The 19,238-nt window shown below is 64.8% G+C and carries 19 protein-coding genes and 1 tRNA gene; 13 read left to right on the top strand and 7 right to left on the bottom strand.

Features of this window, described 5'->3' with window-relative positions; translation table 11 throughout:
* Positions 1 to 28: 28 nt before the first annotated feature.
* The 3 genes from A8950_RS12675 to A8950_RS12685 all read left to right on the top strand — a co-directional run bounded on the left by A8950_RS12675 (position 29) and on the right by A8950_RS12685 (position 2,715).
* Entirely contained in the window at positions 29 to 793 is a 765-nt protein-coding gene (locus A8950_RS12675) for a substrate-binding periplasmic protein (RefSeq protein ID WP_243735626.1), read from the top strand.
* An 83-nt stretch (positions 794 to 876) separates the two neighbouring features.
* Positions 877 to 1,764: a DMT family transporter gene (locus A8950_RS12680; RefSeq protein WP_133614052.1), complete on the top strand. Its 888-nt coding sequence runs from the start codon at positions 877 to 879 to the stop codon at positions 1,762 to 1,764.
* Positions 1,765 to 1,893: 129 nt separating this feature from the next.
* Entirely contained in the window at positions 1,894 to 2,715 is an 822-nt protein-coding gene (locus A8950_RS12685) for a class I SAM-dependent methyltransferase (protein ID WP_133614053.1), read from the top strand.
* A gap of 68 nt (positions 2,716 to 2,783) precedes the next feature.
* Here the strand turns inward: A8950_RS12685 and A8950_RS12690 are convergent.
* Positions 2,784 to 2,873: transfer RNA gene (locus tag A8950_RS12690), tRNA-Ser, on the bottom strand.
* A 174-nt stretch (positions 2,874 to 3,047) separates the two neighbouring features.
* Between A8950_RS12690 and A8950_RS19975 the strand changes: the two genes are divergently transcribed.
* The 7 genes from A8950_RS19975 to A8950_RS12725 all read left to right on the top strand — a co-directional run bounded on the left by A8950_RS19975 (position 3,048) and on the right by A8950_RS12725 (position 10,299).
* On the top strand, positions 3,048 to 3,998 hold the full coding sequence (locus tag A8950_RS19975) for a septal ring lytic transglycosylase RlpA family protein (protein WP_133614054.1): 951 nt from the start codon (positions 3,048 to 3,050) through the stop codon (positions 3,996 to 3,998).
* Between the two features lie 51 nt (positions 3,999 to 4,049).
* Positions 4,050 to 5,216, top strand: a complete 1,167-nt coding sequence (locus A8950_RS12700) for a D-alanyl-D-alanine carboxypeptidase family protein (RefSeq protein WP_133614055.1) — start codon at positions 4,050 to 4,052, stop codon at positions 5,214 to 5,216.
* A 4-nt stretch (positions 5,217 to 5,220) separates the two neighbouring features.
* Entirely contained in the window at positions 5,221 to 5,853 is a 633-nt protein-coding gene (gene tmk / locus A8950_RS12705; RefSeq protein ID WP_133614056.1) for a dTMP kinase, read from the top strand.
* Positions 5,854 to 5,855: 2 nt separating this feature from the next.
* The gene (locus A8950_RS12710; RefSeq protein ID WP_133614057.1) at positions 5,856 to 7,004 is read left to right on the top strand and encodes a DNA polymerase III subunit delta'; all 1,149 of its coding nucleotides are present in this window, start codon (positions 5,856 to 5,858) and stop codon (positions 7,002 to 7,004) included.
* Between the two features lie 126 nt (positions 7,005 to 7,130).
* Positions 7,131 to 8,696: a methionine--tRNA ligase gene (metG, locus tag A8950_RS12715; protein ID WP_208109858.1), complete on the top strand. Its 1,566-nt coding sequence runs from the start codon at positions 7,131 to 7,133 to the stop codon at positions 8,694 to 8,696.
* Entirely contained in the window at positions 8,693 to 9,496 is an 804-nt protein-coding gene (locus A8950_RS12720; RefSeq protein ID WP_133614059.1) for a TatD family hydrolase, read from the top strand. Before metG ends, A8950_RS12720 begins: the two co-directional genes overlap by 4 nt.
* On the top strand, positions 9,493 to 10,299 hold the full coding sequence (locus A8950_RS12725) for an MBL fold metallo-hydrolase (RefSeq protein WP_133614060.1): 807 nt from the start codon (positions 9,493 to 9,495) through the stop codon (positions 10,297 to 10,299). Before A8950_RS12720 ends, A8950_RS12725 begins: the two co-directional genes overlap by 4 nt.
* A gap of 17 nt (positions 10,300 to 10,316) precedes the next feature.
* Here the strand turns inward: A8950_RS12725 and A8950_RS12730 are convergent, their stop codons facing one another.
* A complete protein-coding gene (locus A8950_RS12730) occupies positions 10,317 to 12,179 on the bottom strand; it encodes a sensor domain-containing diguanylate cyclase (RefSeq protein WP_133614061.1) in 1,863 nt (620 codons plus the stop codon).
* A gap of 255 nt (positions 12,180 to 12,434) precedes the next feature.
* On the opposite strand from A8950_RS12730, the gene A8950_RS12735 reads away from it, so the two are divergent.
* From A8950_RS12735 to A8950_RS12745, 3 genes are read left to right on the top strand one after another with little or no spacing between them, the layout of a single operon-like run.
* Positions 12,435 to 13,001, top strand: coding sequence for a PAS domain-containing protein (locus tag A8950_RS12735; protein ID WP_166645151.1), 567 nt, complete (start codon positions 12,435 to 12,437; stop codon positions 12,999 to 13,001).
* A 58-nt stretch (positions 13,002 to 13,059) separates the two neighbouring features.
* A complete protein-coding gene (locus A8950_RS19485) occupies positions 13,060 to 13,578 on the top strand; it encodes a PAS domain-containing protein (RefSeq protein ID WP_166645152.1) in 519 nt (172 codons plus the stop codon).
* Positions 13,579 to 14,445: a hypothetical protein gene (locus tag A8950_RS12745; protein WP_133614064.1), complete on the top strand. Its 867-nt coding sequence runs from the start codon at positions 13,579 to 13,581 to the stop codon at positions 14,443 to 14,445. It begins immediately after the preceding gene.
* A 41-nt stretch (positions 14,446 to 14,486) separates the two neighbouring features.
* Here the strand turns inward: A8950_RS12745 and A8950_RS12750 are convergent, their stop codons facing one another.
* The 5 genes from A8950_RS12750 to A8950_RS12770 all read right to left on the bottom strand — a co-directional run bounded on the left by A8950_RS12750 (position 14,487) and on the right by A8950_RS12770 (position 19,163).
* The gene (locus A8950_RS12750; RefSeq protein WP_208109850.1) at positions 14,487 to 15,374 is read right to left on the bottom strand and encodes a class I SAM-dependent methyltransferase; all 888 of its coding nucleotides are present in this window, start codon (positions 15,372 to 15,374) and stop codon (positions 14,487 to 14,489) included.
* A gap of 5 nt (positions 15,375 to 15,379) precedes the next feature.
* Entirely contained in the window at positions 15,380 to 15,886 is a 507-nt protein-coding gene (locus A8950_RS12755) for a GNAT family N-acetyltransferase (RefSeq protein ID WP_133614065.1), read from the bottom strand.
* A 67-nt stretch (positions 15,887 to 15,953) separates the two neighbouring features.
* Positions 15,954 to 17,144: a cytochrome-c peroxidase gene (locus tag A8950_RS12760; protein WP_133614066.1), complete on the bottom strand. Its 1,191-nt coding sequence runs from the start codon at positions 17,142 to 17,144 to the stop codon at positions 15,954 to 15,956.
* A gap of 205 nt (positions 17,145 to 17,349) precedes the next feature.
* Positions 17,350 to 18,168, bottom strand: a complete 819-nt coding sequence (locus tag A8950_RS12765; protein ID WP_133614067.1) for an endo alpha-1,4 polygalactosaminidase — start codon at positions 18,166 to 18,168, stop codon at positions 17,350 to 17,352.
* Complete coding sequence (locus tag A8950_RS12770; RefSeq protein ID WP_133614068.1) at positions 18,141 to 19,163, bottom strand: isopenicillin N synthase family dioxygenase; 1,023 nt, start codon at positions 19,161 to 19,163, stop codon at positions 18,141 to 18,143. The genes A8950_RS12765 and A8950_RS12770 overlap by 28 nt, the downstream gene beginning before the upstream one ends.
* Positions 19,164 to 19,238: the final 75 nt, after the last annotated feature.

Raw genomic sequence — 19,238 nt, forward strand, 5'->3', positions numbered from 1 at the left:
GCTTGCTGCGCTTGCCGGACTTTTCATTATGTCCCTGGTATTGGCACTGGCGGCGCGGCCGGCCGACAGCCACGCTGCGGAATGCACCCGATTGCTGGTTTCCGGCAACCCGGAATATCCGCCCTATCTGTGGCGCGACCCGGCAGCACCCGACCGTCTGATCGGCGCCAATGCCGAACTGATGGCGCTGTTGTCCGAGAAGATCGGCATGCCCGTCGAAGTCCGCTATACCGGCTCTTGGGCCCGGGTACAGGAAGAAATGCGGGCCGGCCGCATCGATCTCATCGCCGGCGCCTTTCTGACCACGCCGCGGCTTGGCTATATGGACTACTTCATCCCCCTCATCGCCCGCACCCGCTCGGTCGTCATCACCCCCGAGGGCAGCGACCTGAACTACCGCCAATGGCCGGATCTGGTGGGGCATGCCGGTGTCACCGTCATCAACAACAGTTTCGGCGAAGCCTTCGACCGCTATGCGAAAGAGAACCTCGACCTTCAGGAGGTCGGCAAGCTGGAGAACGCGCTGCAGATGGTTGCCGGCGGCCGGGCCGAATTCGTCATCTACGAAGACGCGCCGGCGCGGGCCTTTGCGGCCCGGGCCGGGATTACGGGCCTTGTCGAGGCCCCGGATGCGATCAGCAACGAGAATCTCTATCTCACATTCTCGCACCGCTCGCCCTGCAACACGGGCGAGATGCGAGGCCGCATCGCGCAGGCAATGCAGGAACTCACCGGTTCCGAGGTGATGGGAAAATTGATAGAACAGGCGATCGAAAGCTGGCGCAGCCAATAACCGCCGGTTTTCCGGGCCACGCAATTCGCCTACGACATTCCCCATTTCACAAACCGCATTGACCGGCCAAGAGGCGAGCCCCCATGACCCGCAATCAAGGAACTGCCTTCGGCCTCGGCGCGCTGGCCGCGTGGTCCTGCTATGGCGTGCTGCTGGCCGCCAACAGCGCAACACCGCCCTTCCGTTCCATGGCGATCGTCTTCACCTGCGCCACCCTTATCCTGTTGGCACGGCGCCTGCTGCTGGGGCGGGGGATCGGCGACCTCCTGCGCATCCCGCTGCCGACCCTGGCGCTCGGCGTTCTCGGCCTCTTCGGCAGCAACTGCCTCTATGTGCTGGCGCTGTCCCTCGGCGGCGCGCCGGTCGCGGTCAATATCGCGGCACTCGCCTGGCCGGTCTTCCTGCTCATCATCGTCAGCCTCGCCGGCATCGCCAGGGCCACCTGGCTCGACGGCGCGGCGATGGCGATCGGCTTTTCCGGCGTCATCCTGCTGTCGCTCGATCGCGGCGATTTCTCGCTCGACTGGCCGGTCCTGGTGGCGCTGGCCGGGGCGCTCTGCTGGGCGCTTTATTCCGGCCTGCGGACGCGCGTCCCGGCGGGCCCGCATGATGCCATGATCTGCTTCGTGGGCGTCAGCGCCGTGCTCTGCTGGATCATCACCCTGTCGGTCGAAGAGGGCAGTGTGCCGATGTCCGAATTCCTGCGCCTCGTCGCCGTCGGCATCATCCCCGTGGGTCTTGCCAATCTCGCCTGGGATCTCGGCGCCCGCTATGGCGACCCGGTCCTGCTGGCCGGGTTCAGCTTCCTCGAGCCCATCGCCTCCACCGCGCTCATCGCCTTGGTGCTGGCCTTGCCGATCGGGGTGAACGAGGCCGGGGCACTCACCCTCGTCCTCGGCGCCGTCAGCTTCAGCCTGCTGAGCGAACGCCACCGCCGGCGCGACCGGCGCCGGGCAGAGCAGGGCATGTAGCGCGGTTTTGCGGTAGAGGAAGATACTGGCCTTGCCGCTTTTCGGCACCGGCCGAATAAGGCTAATCTACCGTGAATTGAGGGATGACTGGCTCCTCAAACGGACAACATTGAGCAAAGTGGGAAGGCAATGGAACTCGGCGAAATCAAGGCGCACTGGCAGAACTGGGCAAAGGCGGGAACCGGTATCGCGGCAACCACGAAGACCCCGACCGTGAAGGCGCTCGAGATCGATGCGCTGAGCCGTGCCGTGTCGCGTTTCGGCTTGCCGCCGGCATCGGATCTCCGCGGCCTCGAGGTCGCTTGCGGGAATGGCATCAATTCCGTGAGCCTGCTGAAACGACACCCGAACCTTTCCATCGACGGCTTCGACTATGTCGAAGACATGGTTGCAAGTGCGCGAGCGGTAGCAGAGGAAGCCGGCGTCGGCGGCCGCAGCCGGTTTTTTGTCGGCGATATGCGCCAGATCGGGGAGATGCCGGAACTTGATGGCGGCTATCATCTCATCTTCACGGACCGGGCGATCATCAACCTCAATGAATGGCCGTTGCAGCGCGACGCATTGACCGGCATCGCGCAGCGGCTTCTGCCCGGCGGCCTGCTGCTGGTCATCGAGAACTTCAACGCCGTTTATGACCAGCAGAACGAGGCTCGCAACTGGCTCGGCATGCCGCGACGGACCGTCGCCGAGTTCAATCTGTTCCTGGACGACGATATCTTCATGAGCCACATGCGCTCACTCGGGCTGGCGCTGCTCGGCGTGGAGGATTTCGGCAGCCTGCACGACATCGTGCTCTACCTGCTGGTTCCGGCGATCAATGGCGGCGTGGTCGATTACGCCCACCCCTTGGTCGAGAAGGCCACCGAACTCAGTCTGGCCGCCTATGCGCATGGCCATGGCGGGTTCGGCCAGCTTGGCCAGAACCGGCTCTACGCTTTCCGGAAGCCATGATCGCCGGTCCATCCGGCCCGGACGGGCCGGATGGACCAGCCGTTGGATGCCACATGAAACCTGTCGCCTGGCGGAAGGGGTGGGATTCGAACCCACGGTGAGCTTGCACCCACGGCGGTTTTCAAGACCGCTGCCTTAAACCACTCGGCCACCCTTCCCGAAGGCGAGGATGCTGCTTAACGGGCCCGGGGGCGCTTTTCAAGTGCGGCCTTGGCACCGATTTGATCGCCCAGAATCACTTTCCGTTCTTGCGAAAATCACGCTGGAACGATAGGTTGGGGCCTGATTCAAACCTACAATATCTAGCTGATTCAACGGGTCGGACGGTCCACATGCAGCGGTTTCGTCGGTTTTTCAGGTTGCCTGCGGCGTTGGCACTGGCGCTGCTGGCGGCTGCCTGCGCCGAGACCAATCTGGCGGTCGAAACCACCAAGGTCGTAACCCGCAAGGAGCCCCAGGTCACCGGGCCCTACAAGATCGGCAAGCCCTACCAGGTTGACGGGGTCTGGTACTATCCCCGGGCCGACTACGACTATGACGAGACCGGGATCGCTTCCTGGTACGGGCCGGGCTTCCACGGCAATCAGACGGCCAATGGCGAGATATATGACGAGAACGACCTGACCGCCGCCCACAAGACGCTGCCAATGCCCTCGTTGGTCCGGGTGACCAATCTGGAGAATGGGCGGTCGCTCGTGGTGCGCCTCAACGACCGCGGTCCCTTCGCCAACAACCGGATCATCGACCTCTCGCGCCGTTCGGCGCAGTTGCTGGGTTTCGAGCAGCAGGGTACCGCCAAGGTGCGCGTCCAGGTGCTGAAGGACGAAAGCATGATGCTGGCGGCCCAGGCCTCGGCCAAGGGTGGCGACACGATCGGCCCGGCGCCCAGTGCTGCGCCGGCCGGCGAGGTGGTGGCCGAGGCCCTGCCGGGCTCGACCGGCCAGCAGCCGCAGCCCAGTGCCCAGGCTGCACAGGCAGCCCCCCAGCCGACCACCATCGGCAGTCTGCCGGTGCCGCAGCCGACCGGCCAGGTCGCCGTCGTGCCGGTCAAGCCCTCCAACATCTACATCCAGGCCGGTGCCTTCCTGCGCCAGAACAATGCGCGCCAGTTGCAGCAGCAGCTCTCGTCGATCGGCCAGACGCGCATCACCGAGTTCGTGCTCAACCAGCAGCGCTTCTATCGCGTGCAGCTGGGGCCGATCGCCTCTGTCGAGGAAGCGGATCGCCTGCTGCAGCAGCTGATCGACAATGGCCATCCGGACGCCAAGATTGCGGTAAACTGATTCTGTGACGTTTTCGCGCGCATGCTTTTGCGCCAGGAGTTGAGGTTCCCCATGCATCGTCTTCTTGCCCGATCCGTTCGCTTCCTGCGGCACATCCCGATCGCCCTGTCGCTGTTGGCCGGCTTCACGGCGATGCCGGCCCTTGCGGTCCCGGTCGAGACCACGGCGCCCTTTGCCTATGTGGTTGAGTTCGATACCGGCGCCGTGCTCTACGACAAGCGCGGCACCGAACAGTTCGGCCCGGCCTCGATGAGCAAGCTGATGACGGCCTATATGCTGTTCGATGCGCTGAAGCGCGGCGACCTCAAGATGAGCGACACCTTCCACGTCAGCGAGAAGGCCTGGTCGACGCAGGGCTCGAAGATGTTCGTCGACATCAACACCGCCGTTGCCATCGAGGACCTGATTCGCGGCATCGTCATCCAGTCCGGCAATGACGCCTGCATCGTCGTCGCCGAGGGCATGGCGGGGAGCGAGGAGGCCTTCGCCGAGCGCATGAACAAGAAGGCCCAGGAAATCGGCTTGACCGACAGCAATTTTGTCAACGCCTCCGGCTGGCCCGATCCCAACCACCGTATGACCGCCAAGGACCTGGCGACGCTGGCGCGGCGCCTGATCTCCGACTTTCCCGAGTACTACCACTTCTATTCCGAACGCGAGTTCACCTATCACGGCATCAAGCAGGGCAACCGCAACCCGCTGCTCTACCGCACCGGCTCGGGCGTCGATGGCCTCAAGACCGGCCACACCGAAGAGGCCGGGTATGGCCTGACGGCTTCCGCCATACGTGACGGCCGCCGCGTCATCATGGTGCTGCACGGGATGACCGGCATGCAGGAGCGCGCCGACCAGACCGGCATCGTGCTCGACTGGGCGTTCCGGGAGTTCGGCAACTACACCATCGCCGCGCCCGGGACGGTGCTGGGCGAGGCGCCGGTCTGGATGGGTGCCGAAAAGACGGTACCGCTCACGGTCGAATCCGGTTTCCTCGTCACCCTGCCGCGCGCCGAGCGCCAGAACATCGTCGCCAGGGCGGTGTTCAACGGCCCGATCGCGGCACCCATCGCCGCCGGCCAGCAGATCGGCGAACTGGTCGTCGACATTCCCGGCATGCCGCAGGCACGGGCGCCGCTGGTGGCGGGGAAGGCGGTGGGCGAACTCGGCTTCGGCGGCCGCATCGCCGCAGCGCTTTCGCATTTCATCTTCGGCTCGAGCTGACGCCGTGACGGCAGCAGCGCCGCTGCGCTTCATCACCTTCGAAGGCGGGGAGGGGGCTGGCAAATCGACCCAGATCCGCCACCTTGCCAATTCCCTGCGGGCGATTGGCGCCGAGGTGGTGACCACCCGCGAGCCGGGCGGCACACCCGGGGCCGAGCAGATCAGGGCCCTGCTGGTCGAGGGCGGTGCTGGTCGCTGGCAGGCCGAGACCGAAGGCTTGCTGCATTTCGCAGCCCGCGCCGAGCATCTCGCCGCCATCATCCGGCCGGCCCTCGCCGCCGGCAAATGGGTGCTCTGCGACCGCTTTGCCGACAGTACCATCGCCTATCAGGGCTATGGCCAAGGCGTGGCGCTGGACTGGCTCTGGACCCTGCGCCGGCATGTGGTCGGCGATACCGAACCCGGCCTCACCCTGATGCTCGACTTGCCGGTCGAGGCCGGTCTCGCCCGCGCCGAGACGGAACAGCGCTACGAGCGCATGGGTCTCGCGTTCCATCGCCGGCTCGCCGACGGCTTCCGCGAGATTGCCGCGGCGGCGCCGGAGCGCTGCTGGCTGATCGATGCCGCGCGCGATATCACCGCCATCGCCACCGATATCCGCGCCGCCGTCACCGCGCGCTACGGAATAGCACTCTGACCATGGCCAAGGCGCCGCCACCGCCGGAGAATCTGGTGCCGCCACCGGAAGCCACGACCCGGCTAGTCGGTCATGCCGCGGCGGAGGCCACCTTCCTGAAGGCGTTCGAAAGCGGTCGCATGCCCCATGCCTGGCTGCTCAGCGGTCCACGCGGCATCGGCAAGGCGACGCTCGCCTTCCGCATGGCGCGCTTCCTGCTGGCGCACGGCATGGCCGCACCAGCCGCAGAACCCGCCGGCATGGGCCTGTTTGGCGATGCGCCCGCATCCCCGCCCGACCTCACCCCGCGCGATCTCGACATCGACCCCGGCCATCCCATCTTCAACCGTGTGCGGGAATTGTCGCACAGTGACCTGCGCGTGCTGCGCCGCACGGTCAATGACAAGACCGGCAAGCTGCGCAGCGAGATCATCGTCGACGACGTCCGCAGCGCGATCGACTTCCTGCATCTGATGCCGGCGGAATCGGCCTGGCGCGTCCTCATCGTCGATGCCGCGGACGACCTCAACCGCAATGCCGCAAACGCGCTTCTGAAGATCCTCGAGGAGCCGCGGCCGCGCTCGGTCCTCATCCTGGTCAGCCACGCGCCGGGGCGGCTGCTGCCGACCATCCGCTCGCGCTGCCGCCGGCTGTTGCTGGAACCCCTGCCGCCGGCCCTGCTGGAGGCCGAGTTGCGGCAGCATTGCCCCAACCTCGCCGGGGCGGAACGCGATCTGGCGCTGGCCCTGGCGGAGGGCTCGCTCGGCCGCGCCATCACCTTGGGTCGCGACCAGGCGGCCAGGGACCTGTTCCAGTCCATGGCCCAGCTTCTCGGCACCTTTCCGGATTTCGATCCTGCCGCCCTGCATCGCCTGGGCGACCGGCTGGCGGGCAAGGCGGGCGAGGAGAACTTTGCCACCGCCGTCACCCTGCTGGATTGGTGGCTGGCGCGGTTCGTGCGACGGGCGGCCGCGCGGGATCGGCCCTTTTCGGAGCTTTTTCCGGGGGAAAGCAGTCTCATCGACCGCCTCGCCGGGTCTGCCAGCCTTGATCGCTGGCTGCAATCATGGGAAAAGATCGGCCGCCTGTTCGCCCGGGTCGCCAGCGCCAATCTGGATCGCAAGCAGGCCTGGGTAACCGCCTGGCTGGTCCTGGCAAGCACGCGGGACTGACGCCGCCGGCGGCTTGGTCACGGCCGAGGCGGAGCCCGGGCTGGTTCTGGCCATCCTTGCGTCTGCCAGCAATAGAGTGAACCCGGAAATCCGCCGGCCGAGCCAGCGGATGACGGGAAAACAGAGATCGAAAACAACATGCCGCAAGAGCGCTTCTACATCACTACCGCCATCGCCTATCCCAATGGCGCGCCGCATATCGGCCATGGCTACGAGCTGATCGCGACCGACGCGATCGCCCGGTTCATGCGCCTCGACGGGCGCGACGTCTTTTTCCTGACCGGTTCGGACGAACATGGGCAGAAGATGCAGCAGACCGCCGAGCGCGAGGGCATCAGTGCGCGTGAACTGGCCGACCGCAACACGGCGCGTTTCCGCGAGATGGGCCCGGCGTTGAATTCCTCGAACGACGACTATATCCGTACCTCCGAGGCGCGCCATTACCAAACCGTCTCGGCGCTGTGGCAGCGGATGGAGGCTGCCGGGGACATCTATCTCGACAAATACGCCGGCTGGTATTCGGTGCGCGACGAGGCCTATTACGACGAAAGCGAATTGACGCTGCAGCCCGATGGCAAGCGCCTGGCCCCCACCGGCACGCCGGTCGACTGGGTCGAGGAGGAGAGCTATTTCTTCCGACTGTCGAAATACCAGGACAAGCTGCTGGAACTCTATGATCGGCAGCCCGATTTCGTCGGGCCGGATGCGCGCCGCAACGAGATCATCAGCTTCGTCAAGGGCGGGCTCAAGGATCTTTCGATCAGTCGCACTACCTTCGATTGGGGCATCCCGGTGCCGGGCAACCCGAAGCACATCATGTATGTCTGGGTGGATGCGCTGACCAACTACGTCACCGCGACCGGCTGGCCCGACGCCAATCACCCGCGCGCGGCGTTCTGGCCGGCGGATGCGCATATCATCGGCAAGGATATCGTCCGCTTCCACGCGGTCTACTGGCCGTCCTTCCTGATGTCGGCTGGCCTGCCGCTGCCGAAACGCGTCTTCTGCCACGGCTTCCTGTTCAACAAGGGCGAGAAGATGTCGAAATCGGTCGGCAACGTGATCGACCCCTTCGCCCTTGCCAAGGCTTATGGCATCGACGCCATGCGCTATTTCTTCCTGCGCGAGGTGCCGTTCGGCCAGGACGGTTCCTATTCCCCCGAAGCCATCGTGCAGCGCATGAATGCCGACCTCGCCAATGATCTCGGCAATCTGGCCCAGCGTTCGCTTTCAATGGTTGCGAAGAACCTGGACGGCCGCCTGCCCGAACCGGGCCCGCTCACGGAAGAAGATGCGGCGATGCTGGAACTGGCCGACGCCCTTCTCGACAAGGCGCGGACGGCGATGGCCGATTTTGCGCTGCATCAGATCCTGGCGCAGACCTGGGCCGTGATTGCCGAGGCCAACCGCTATTTTGCCGGCAACGAACCCTGGGCGCTACGCAAGACAAGTCCTGAGCGCTTCGGGACGGTGCTCTGGGTGACGGCCGAGGTATTGCGTCAGGTGGCGATTATCACCCAGCCGGTTATGCCGGATTCCTGCGCCAGGCTGCTCGATCTCCTGGGCGTTCCGGCGGATGCGCGCAGCTTTGCCGCGATCGGCGGCAAGGCCCGCATCAAGGGCGGGGCCATACTGCCGGCACCGAGTGGCATATTCCCGCGCTATGTCGAGCCCGAGGCATCTGCGGAATGAGTGCCAGCGGAACGCGTGCCGGCGGTCTCGTCGATTCCCATTGCCATCTCGATTTCGACGATTTCGGCAATGACTTCCAGGCCGTGCTCGAGCGCGCGCAGGTGAATGGCGTCACGCGCATGCTGACCATCTGCACGCGCGTCACCAAGTTCGACCAGGTGCTGAAGATCGCGCTTTCGGCAGACAACATCCTCTGCTCGGTCGGCATCCACCCACATGAGGCGGCGAACGAGCCCGATGTGGATGTAGCAAGACTGGCCGAACTGGCCCGGCATCCCAAGGTGGTCGGCATCGGCGAGGCCGGGCTGGATTATTTCTACGACAAGAGCCCGCGCGACCGGCAGCAGGCGGTCTTTGCGACCCATATCGAGGCGTCGCGCGTGACCGGCCTGCCGCTCATCGTGCACAGCCGCGACGCTGACGCCGATACCGTGCGGCTGCTGGAAGAGGGGGCGAAGAAGGGCGGACTCACCGGCGTCATCCACTGCTTCACCTCGACGCAATACCTAGCCGATGCGGCGCTCGAGATGGGCTTCTACATCTCGCTCTCCGGCATCGTCACCTTCAAGAATGCCGAGGCCCTGCGCCAGGTGGCGAAAACCGTGCCGCTCGACCGGCTGCTGGTCGAGACGGATTCACCCTATCTGGCGCCGGTACCGATGCGCGGCAAGCGCAACGAACCCGCCTTCGTGCGCCACACCGCGCAATACGTCGCCGATTTCCTCGGCCTTTCCTTCGACGATCTGGCGCGGCGCACGAGCGAGAATTTCGACCGCCTGTTCCAGAAGGCCGCCGCATGAAGGTAACGATCCTGGGGTGCGGCGGCTCGGGCGGCGTGCCGCTGATCGGGCCGGGCTGGGGCGCCTGCAATCCCGACAACCCGAAGAACCGGCGCAGCCGCGTCTCCATCCTGGTGCAGCAGGGCGAGACCAATATCCTCTGCGACACCAGCCCCGACTTCCGCGCCCAGGCTCTCTCGGCCGGCATCAATCACCTCGATGCCGTGCTCTACACCCACGACCATGCCGACCATACCCAGGGCATCGACGATCTGCGCTTCGTCAAGAGTCGCGACAAGGCGCGGCACCACCGCATCCCGGTCTATGGATCGAAGGAAACCCTCGGCACCATCACGGGCCGGTTCGCCTATGCCTTTACCCAGAACACGCAGGGCTCCGGCCACCTCTACAAGCCGTTCCTCGATGTCGTCGAAATCGACAACAATACGCTGCATCACGTCGCTGGCCTGCCGGTGACGCCCTATCTGCAGGATCACGGTTTCGGCACGGTATCGACGGGCTACCGCATCGGCAATGTCGCCTATTCGACCGATTGCGTGGCGCTGCCGGGCGAGAGCCTCGCCCATCTCCACGGCCTTGAGCTATTCGTGGTCGACTGCCTGCGCTTCGAGCCGCACAATACCCATGCCCATTTCGACCAGGCCCTGGCCTGGGTCGAGATGCTGCGGCCGAAGCACACGATCCTCACCCACATGAACCATCTGGTCGATTACGACGTCATCAAGGCGCGTTGCCCGGCCGGCGTGGAGCCCGCCTATGACGGTCTTGTCGTCGAGGTGGCGGACGTCTCGGCCGCGACCTGAATGACCCAAGTCGGGCCTCAGGCAAAGTCCTCCGGGCCAGCCATGACGACGCGGTTGCGGCCTTCGCCCTTGGCGCGATAGAGCGCGCGGTCCGCCGCCGCCATTAGCCGCTCCAGCGACGTTTCCGTCAGTTCGGCGCCGGTTGCAACCGCCACGCCGAAACTTGCCGTCACACGCAGCGACGAGCCATCCGGCAGGTGCATGTCATGCGTCGCAATGACGTGGCGGAGGCGTTCCGCCAGGTCCGGGACCTGCGCCGGGTCGCCATCCGCCAGCAGGACGCCGAACTCCTCGCCGCCCAGACGGGCCGAAATATCCACATCGCGCAGGCTGCCGCGCACCAGCCCGGCCACCTCGCGCAGCACCGCGTCGCCGGCCGGATGCCCATGGGTGTCGTTAACCCGCTTGAAATAGTCTATGTCGATCATCAGCAGGGTCATTGCGCCACCGCGCCGCTGCATGCGGCGCAACTCGCGCTGGGCCAGTTCCACGAAGGCGCGCCGATTGCTCAGCCCGGTAAGGGAATCCGTCTCCGCCAGCGAACGCAGCTCGGCGATCAGGCGCTCGCGCTCGCGTTCGAGATCGGCACGCAGGGCGATCTCGCGCTGCAATTCGCCATTGGCAGTGGTGAGGCTTTCGGTGCGCTCGGCGACCCGCATCTCCAGCGACCGGTTGAGGGTGACCAGCGCGCGCTCGCGTTGCCGCAGCTGGTCGAGCAGGTGGTGCAGGGAATGCTGCAGGACGATGACCTCCCGGCTTCCCTTCACGTCGGGAAGTGATTCAATCAACTCCTTGGCGGGACGGGCGGCATCGGCGCCACCGGCAAGTCGGTCGGCTGCGCCGGCGATGGCAAGGATGGGGCGGGTAACGTGGCGCGCCAGGAGCCAGCCGCCGAGGGCCAGCAACAGCGTCACGAAGATGCCCCCGACAATCAGGTTCCGCTCGACCTCGTTTGCCGATGCAAACGCGATCTTGACGGGCTGCCGCACCAGGACGATCCAGCCGAGGCCTGGATAAAGGCGATAGCCCGTACTGGCGGTATAGCCGACAAGGTATTGGGCACCATCCGGCCATCTCTCCACATCGTGGCCGGTAGCGCCGTCGCGGGCGGCGGCGATGCTGGCAAGGTCCGGTTTGTTGCCCAGTTCCGCCTCGGGCCCCAGCAGCACCGTGCCGTCCTTCGCCAGGACCAGGATCTCGATCGCGTCATCGGCCGACATGGTCTGCAGCAGGGAATCCCTGAGCTCGGTCGCCCAGTGCCAGCTGAGATGGGCACCGAGCACGCCCACCCGTCCGGCGGCATTGTGCAGCGGGGTGGCCACGTCGACAAAGCGCAGCGGCTGTCCGTCCGGCGCCGCCGGCAGCAGTTTCGCCAGCAGGACGGCGTCATGCACATCCTTCACCGTCGGGCCCCAGCGGCCGTCGATGAACCAGGGGCGCTGGCTGACATCGGCCCCTTCCAGGATGCCGCCCGTGCTCACCGTCACCTTGCCGCCATCATCTGCGATGCCGATCCAGGCGAAATCCGGAAAGGTTTCCTGCAACTGGTCGAGCAGGCGCCGTTTCTCGGCCGACGGCGTCGCCGGGTCGCTCATCAGCGAGAGGCTGCCGAGAACCTGGATGTCGCCGAACCGCTCGGCCATGTCCCGGCTCAGCAGGGCCGCCATCTTCTGGGCGAGCGCCCGCGCCGCATTGCCGGCATCGCCCCGCATGCGATCCAGGGTGACGGCACCGATCACCAGGGACAGGGTGAGGGTGGCCAGCACTGAGAGGATCGCCGCGCCGACGGCTAGTTGCGTCCGCAGGCTCCAGTGGCCGCGCTGTGACCTCGGCTTGGGGCGGCTTCTGCTTCCGTCGGCGTCGGTGTTGGCAATATCCATTCCTGCCACCTTGCCCAGCAAGTCAGATCGGCAAATTGTCGTTCACGAATGAACGCATGTCGACAATATCACACCGAGAACTGCTCTATTGTGGGAAATCGACTTCCGGTCGGCGCCTGGATCATGGTGTGCGCTACAATCATGGATTGATATTCGCGGGCGAAGTGAGCTTTTTCGCGGGCGGACCGCATGTTACCGTCGCGGCATCCTTGGGATGCAGCCCGGCCGACTGGGGCCGGGTATCGAGGTGGACGGATGGCACTCCTGGCGATAGGCGAATTGGATTCGCCGAAGGTGCACGACCTCAATCGTTGGTGGCACGGCCAACGTCGCGCTGGCGACCTGCCGGATCGGGACGATTTCGATCCAGCCCAGTGGAAGGCGTATCTGCCTTTCCTGCTGATCTCGGATTGCAGCCGCGATCCTTTCCGGATTCGCTATCGCCTCGTCGGCACGGCGGTGGTCTATGTGGTGGGGTTCGATTTCACCTGGCGCCACCTCGATGCGATGCTGGGCGGGATCCCGGGCGAGGATTGGATGGCGAATTACCGCCGCGCCTTCGACCACCGGCAACCTGTATACGGCACCGCCATGGTCAGCACGCTGGGCGGTGATCCGTTCCGGTACGATTTTGGGATCTTCCCGCTCAGCCATTTCGCCGCCGGCAAGGACGGCAGCGGCCAGGTTCCTGAAGTGCGGCAGTTCCTCGCCATCGAGGATTACGGCGCCTTCCAGCCGCGCGTGCAGTCAACCCTGCTGGATCTCACCATTCGATCGCATCGCCGCGCTGCGCCGGCACCGGCCAGAGAATCCGCTTGCTGACAGGCGCATTCCACTGCACCCTGAATTTCCTCCCAAGTGCGTCCTCAGGCTGTTCCAGGTGACAAGCGAAACGCCCGATCTTCCCGAAACCCCGCCCTCACTCATCGAGCAATTGCACGCGTATTGGCTCGGCCTCGCAGGCGGTGCCACGCCGGAACGCGCGCAATTCGATCCCGGCGCGGTCAAGCCGCTCTTGCCATATATTTGTATCGTTGATTTCGAGGACCAGCCTTTCCGCGTGCGCTACCGGCTGTCGGGCTCCAAGGTCGACGAGATGAACGGCTTCAACCTGACCGGACGCTATCTCGACGACATCGTCCGGGCTGATCCCACCGGCGGCGGGCAGCATATCCTCGACCACTATCGAAAGTGCTGGGAGACCGGCCAGCCCAGTTTCAGCTCCTATCTTTGGCCGACCAAGGCGGGCGACCAGCTCGGTGTCCGTTTCGCCATGTTCCCGCTCAAGCTCAATGGCCGCGTGCGCCAGTGCATCGGCATCGAGGATTGGGAGGAAACCTTCGATCCCATCGTCGAGACCATCGTGCCGTTCTCTGAAAAGGGCGGGGAAGGGCAATAAATGGCGCTTTGCCACTGGTCCCTTCTTTTCGGTCTGCTATCGATCGGTCAATTGACTGCCATAGCTGCCCCAGCGCAAGCGGAAGAGAATGCGTTGGCGGATGCGCTGCTACGGCACTTTTCCGATGTGGTCGTAACCCTGCCGTCACCGGAAAACGACGCGGTAGGGGCGCCCAGTTACTACTTGCGTTGGAGCAAGACCAATCTGCAGGCGGTTTACCTCAGTCCAACTGACGATCCAGACATTCTCATGGCGGAGTCAGCCGGCGGCCTGCTGCGCGGTGCGATCGAGGACACCATTGAGATCAAAACGATCCAGATCAAGTCGCACCAGATCGCCGAGGGGAACCATGTTGACGACGCAGATATTGTTTTCCTCTTGAGCGCGAACACTGCTGCTCACGCACACGCACTATCTTCGCAGGTCGCAAAGCTCAGGACGGCAGATCTGACCTGGATTGAAGGCGCTGATGCGTTTGGGCCGGGTTGCGGTGCCACAGTTGGCTACGATCCGACGATCGGCAGAATTGTCAAGGCCGTTCTGACGATAGACAAGGAGCAGGTGTTTGCGCCTTTCGGAACGAGCGGTAACAGGCTCAACCATCACGGCCTCATGTTCCGCTGCGTCAATCGTCAATTGATGGCGGCCCTCGGCTTGATGAAGGATTGGGGCAAGTCACGATCTGCTGATAAAGATAGCGTTTTCGGTCCCCGCACCGACAGGCCGCCTTTCAACGACATGCATGCGCTGGCGCTGCTCTACCTTCCTTCCTTTGCCTCGCCTCAGCCAACTGAAACAGCCGAGGAAATCATAAGCGCCAATGCCTTATGCCTGATCGAGAACGGTCGCGTCTGCAGCGTTGATTGAATTGCCCGGGAAGGGTTGAGGTTGAGGCTGCGACTTGCGCCTCAGTCCAGCCTTGCGCGCAGCGAGAAGCTCAGCGGCAAAGACGGCGCCCCCGCGGGCAGACGGAACATGCGGTCCTCGCCTTCAACCAGCAGCGGCCACATAGCCCAGGCGCAGGCATCGTGTTCGCGGAACATGGTGAGGGTGAGGCCGGCCTCGAGAAGCGCGCCCAGGATATCGCCGATGCCGTGGACGAATTCATGGGTGCGGGTATGGACCAGCTTCGGCCCGTCGCCGGTATAGGTTTGCTCCATCTCGAAGACGAGTGGGCGGCCGGTTTCGCGGAAATAGGGGAAGGCCGGGCGCAGGGCAGCCGCCGGATCCGACTGGCCGATGGCGCCGTCGGCCGCGATCGTCTCGCTGCCCAACTGGTCGAGGGTGAGGGCGAAGGGATGCCCCTCCAGCAGGTAAAGCTCGCCACCCGGTTTCAGCATGGCCGCCACCACGCGCGCCCATCCCCTGATGTCCGGCAGCCAGTTGATGGCACCCCAGCTGACATAGGCGACGTCAAAGCGCTCGGTGACGAGGGCAGGGGCGTCATAGACATTGCCTTCGACAAAACGGGCGTCGATCCCGGCCTCGCGCGCGAGGTCGCGCGCGGCGGCGATGGCCTTCGTCGAGAAGTCGAGACCGGTTACATTTGCGCCGCGCCGCGCCAGCGCCAGGGTATCGAGGCCGAAATGGCATTGCAGGTGGATGAGTGACTTGCCGCCGAGATCGCCGATCTCGCGCCTTTCAATCGGCAGCAGGATGTCCGCGCCGGCCAGGAATTCCTTCACGCGATAGAAGGGCGAGGCGACATGGATCGCCACCACCTCGTCCCAGCGGGCACGGTTGAGGGCAAAACTCTCGCCATGGATCTGTTTCGGCTCGGTATTCGCTTCGGTCACGACACTCATCCCAGCTTGCGCTCGTACATGATCTCATAGGGCACGAAGCCCGCTTTTTCATAGGCGGCGCGGGCGATCGCGTTCGCCGCCAGAACATTGATCCGGAGGCGCGTCAGGGTCGGGTCAGCGGCATGGAGATGTGCTGCGATCGCATCGAGGAGTTGGCCGGCGAGGCCGCTGCCGCGTGCTTCCGGCATGATGTAGATGTCGCTGACATAGCCATAGCGGGTGCAGTCCGGCGTCTCGGTGGGGAAGGGCTCGTCGACCACATGGCCCGCCACGAGGCCGAGGCGGCGGCCGCCTTCGTCGCAGCCGATCAGCATCGCCCCGTGGTTTTCGGCCAGCATCGGCCACAACATGTCCAGATAGGCGGCGGTGGAGGATTCGGGCGGCAGTAGGGTCAGCGCGAGGCGCTTGTCGAAGATCGCGATCTCATGCGCCTGCAAGGCGGCCTCGGCGGCCAGCACCCAGTCCGCATCCCCCGGCTCGAATGGTCGGATATAAAACCGCATTTGTCGCCCCAACTCCCCCGTTTGCGCGGCGGATCATCGCCGCCGGCCGGGCATAAGTCAAAAGGCGCTATTCGGCCAGAAGGTGTTCATAGCGGCGATCGGTCAGCGTGCGCAGGAAGGCAACCAGGGCATTGATGCGCTGGTCGTCGAGGGCGGGGCCGGTCTCGAGTTCCTTCAGCGACAAATTCTCCGGCACTTCCGGCGCGTCCCAGGGCCGGCCGGTCTCCGGGTTCACCTGACGGCGCGGCGCCGAATTGTTGTACTTGTCATAGAACAGGATCACCGTGCGCAAATCCTTGAAGACGCCGTTATGCATGTAGGGGCCGGTCACGGCGACATTGCGCAGGCTCGGCACCTTGAACTGGCCGGCAACCTTGTCCCGGTCCGCCGGATCGACCATGGGGTTCTCGGCGAGGCCGCGATCGACCGTCACCTTGCGGCCGGATCCCGCGAAAGCGGGATTGGCCGGAACGCCAATATTGTGGAACTCGAAATTCGAAAACGGCTCAAGTTCGGCACCACCCAGCATGCGCAACTGGTGGCAGAGATGGCAGTTGGTGAACTGGTTGGAGAAGAAGAGGAGGCGGCCCAGTTCCTCCTCGTCGGTCAACTGGACCTCGCCGCGCAGGAAGCGGTCATATCTGGAATCGAATGGCCGGAAATCCTCGGTCCGTTCGAAGGCGGCGATGCTTTCGGTCATGGCGCGGAAGGCGTCCCGGTCGCTGTCCAGCACTTCGGGGCCGAACAGGCGGGTGAAGGCTTGCACATAGGCCGGGTTCTCCCTCAGCCGCGTTGTCACTTCGGCTTCGCTGGCCATGCCCATCTCGAGCGGGTTCAAGGGCGGCCCGGCCGCCTGGGCGGCGAGATCGGCGGCCCGGCCGTCGAGGAACAATCCGCCGTGATAGCGACCCTTGGCATTGCGGCCGAAGGCGGGCGCCATGGCGGCATAGGCGGCCGAGGGGCCATTCCGGGTCCCCAGCGACATGCCGTCATCGCCCAGCGAAACATCGCGGCCCAGTTCCGTTTCGCGCGGGTCGGTGAAGGCAAATTCGGGGCTGTGGCAGGTGGCGCAGGCCTGGGTCCGGTTGCGCGACAGGTTGACGTCGGCGAACAGGGCGGCACCCAGTTCCTCGCGGCTCTGATAGACCGGCAAATCCTCGGCCAAGGTGGCGCGCATCGTCGCCAGGCCCAGGAGCATGACCGGGCCAATGGCCAGAGCGAGGATCAGGGAAATGATTGGATGGCGGCGCGCGGTCATGCGAATGCGGATCATTGCTTGGGCGCAATACTGCTATCATTTCCGGACGAATGCCACTGCGGCACAATCGCCCGGCTACCGCTGATAGTATATTTTCCATAATATATATTATGCGACTTACTTATATGGGAATGTGCCCATGTGTTGGGTTTTTCCCGCCTATCCGCGGTTCAGCGCGGCGCCAGAAAGCCGGCCGGCTCTGCTTTCATTCGCGACAGCCGACCCGGTAAGAATCCAGCTTCCGGTTCTTGAGGATCGCGCTGAAACCCATTTCGGCGGCTTTCCGACACACGTCCTGCCAGTCCAGCCCGGCATCGGTGTACTCGACCTGGAAAACCGCGAGACCAGCCGCCCGCGCCTGTTTCATCACGCCGCACCAGCCCTGCGCGGCGCAATCCTCGATCAGCACCCAGTCCACCGCATCGGCCAGATCCGGCCACAGATCGGCGCCGTTCTTCAGGCCGATGCCGAGCCCCCGCCCCCGTGCTGCGCCGGAAAGCCAGCGCATGAAGGCAACCGTGTCGGCGCTGCTGAGTGGAAAGCCGGTCGCCGTCTCGTAGCCGTCGAGATTGTCGGGATCGATCCCGTCGCAGCGCTTGGCCTTGGCAAGGTCAAGTCGCCCAGTCATGGCTGGCACCAGCCGGTCGATGGCGCGTAGGTCCAGCCAGCGTTCCCCCGGCCAGCCGGGATAGGCGTCACCCACCACGTCTGGCAGGAATGCCGCCACGTCCGGGCGCCAGTCCTCCAGGGTGCCGACGCTCAGATAGCAGATCACCCGGCGTCCCTGTGCGTGGAGAGCCGCGATGAGTTCCGGAGGTGTCTCGAAGAGATCGAGATTGTAAATGTCGGCGACCACCCCGGTTTCGATCGTGGCGCCGGTATATTGAATCTGGATTGTGGCCCCAGGCGGGGGCCGCCAGTTGTCAGCCGAGGCGGATTCGACACCGACCAGCGCAAGCCACGCAGAAAACCGCAGAATTCTGTTAGCCAATCGATTCATTCTGGCCAGCCTGCCGCTTTCCATCGGGGTTGCCGCAGATGATCGAGACCTTGGAATTCGACGAATTTGCACATCGCCGCCCAGAGATGGTCACCATAACGGAACGGTGCAAATGCCTCCCCCATCCCGGGAACTGGCGTGATCTCGGCATCCACCCGGGGCTCATAGAAGTACGGGATCGAATGGCGGCTGCGCCCTCTATGGGCAATCACCCGGTGCCGCGTGGCCCGGATGCGGCCGCCGGTCCAGCGCTCCAGCAGCTTGCCGAAATTGACCGCCAGGGTGCCGCCGACCGGCGGCACGTCGATCCATGAGCCGTCGCGTGCCTGCGCCTGCAATCCCGGCACGCCATCCTGGGCCAGCAGGGTCACGAAGCCGGAATCGACATGGGCGGCACCGGCCAGGTCAACCAGTCGCCCCAGATGTTCGACCCTGATATCGCCGGCTTTCGCACCATCAAAGCTTTCAGGCGGCCTGACGGGATAATGCAGCAGCCGGAGGGTCGAGATGCCGCCGGCAAAGGCTTCGGCAAAGACGGCTTCCGGCAGGCCGAGGCTACGCGCCAGCGACCGCAGCAGAGCCTCGCCGACCTGCTCCATGGCCAGATAATAGCGGGCCATATCGGCGCGCCAGCCGGGCAGGAGTTCCTCCGGCGGCAGCGGCGTGGCTTCGCAAAGTGGGTCGCCGGGATCAATCCGCGACGGTCCGTGCGCGATATCCGGCCCCAGATCCATGCCCTCCTTGTAGGTTGGCAGGCCGTTCTGCAGCGGAAACCAGCCCCGATACTGGTTGGGCTGGCCCGGCCGGAACTTGGCGCGCCACAGCTTGGCGCGTTCGGTCGGAGCCAACTCGAACAGCCGCAGCAGGGCCACATTGGCCGGGACCGGCGGAAATCCCCGGATCAGCATGAACCCGATATCCCTGGCGGCGGCGCAGATGGCGGAATCCACCTGGTCGCGCCCGGCCCCACCGGCCCCGAACAGGGGCGCGATGTCGATTTCGGGAACCTGCCTGTCCATGGGCGTCATGGCTTGAGGCTAAGCCACGGGGCCGCCGCCACAAATGCCATTTGTCGATAGGTCGATCCGTTTTGG

The sequence above is a fragment of the Dongia mobilis genome (assembly GCF_004363235.1).
GTDB classification, from domain to species: domain Bacteria; phylum Pseudomonadota; class Alphaproteobacteria; order Dongiales; family Dongiaceae; genus Dongia; species Dongia mobilis.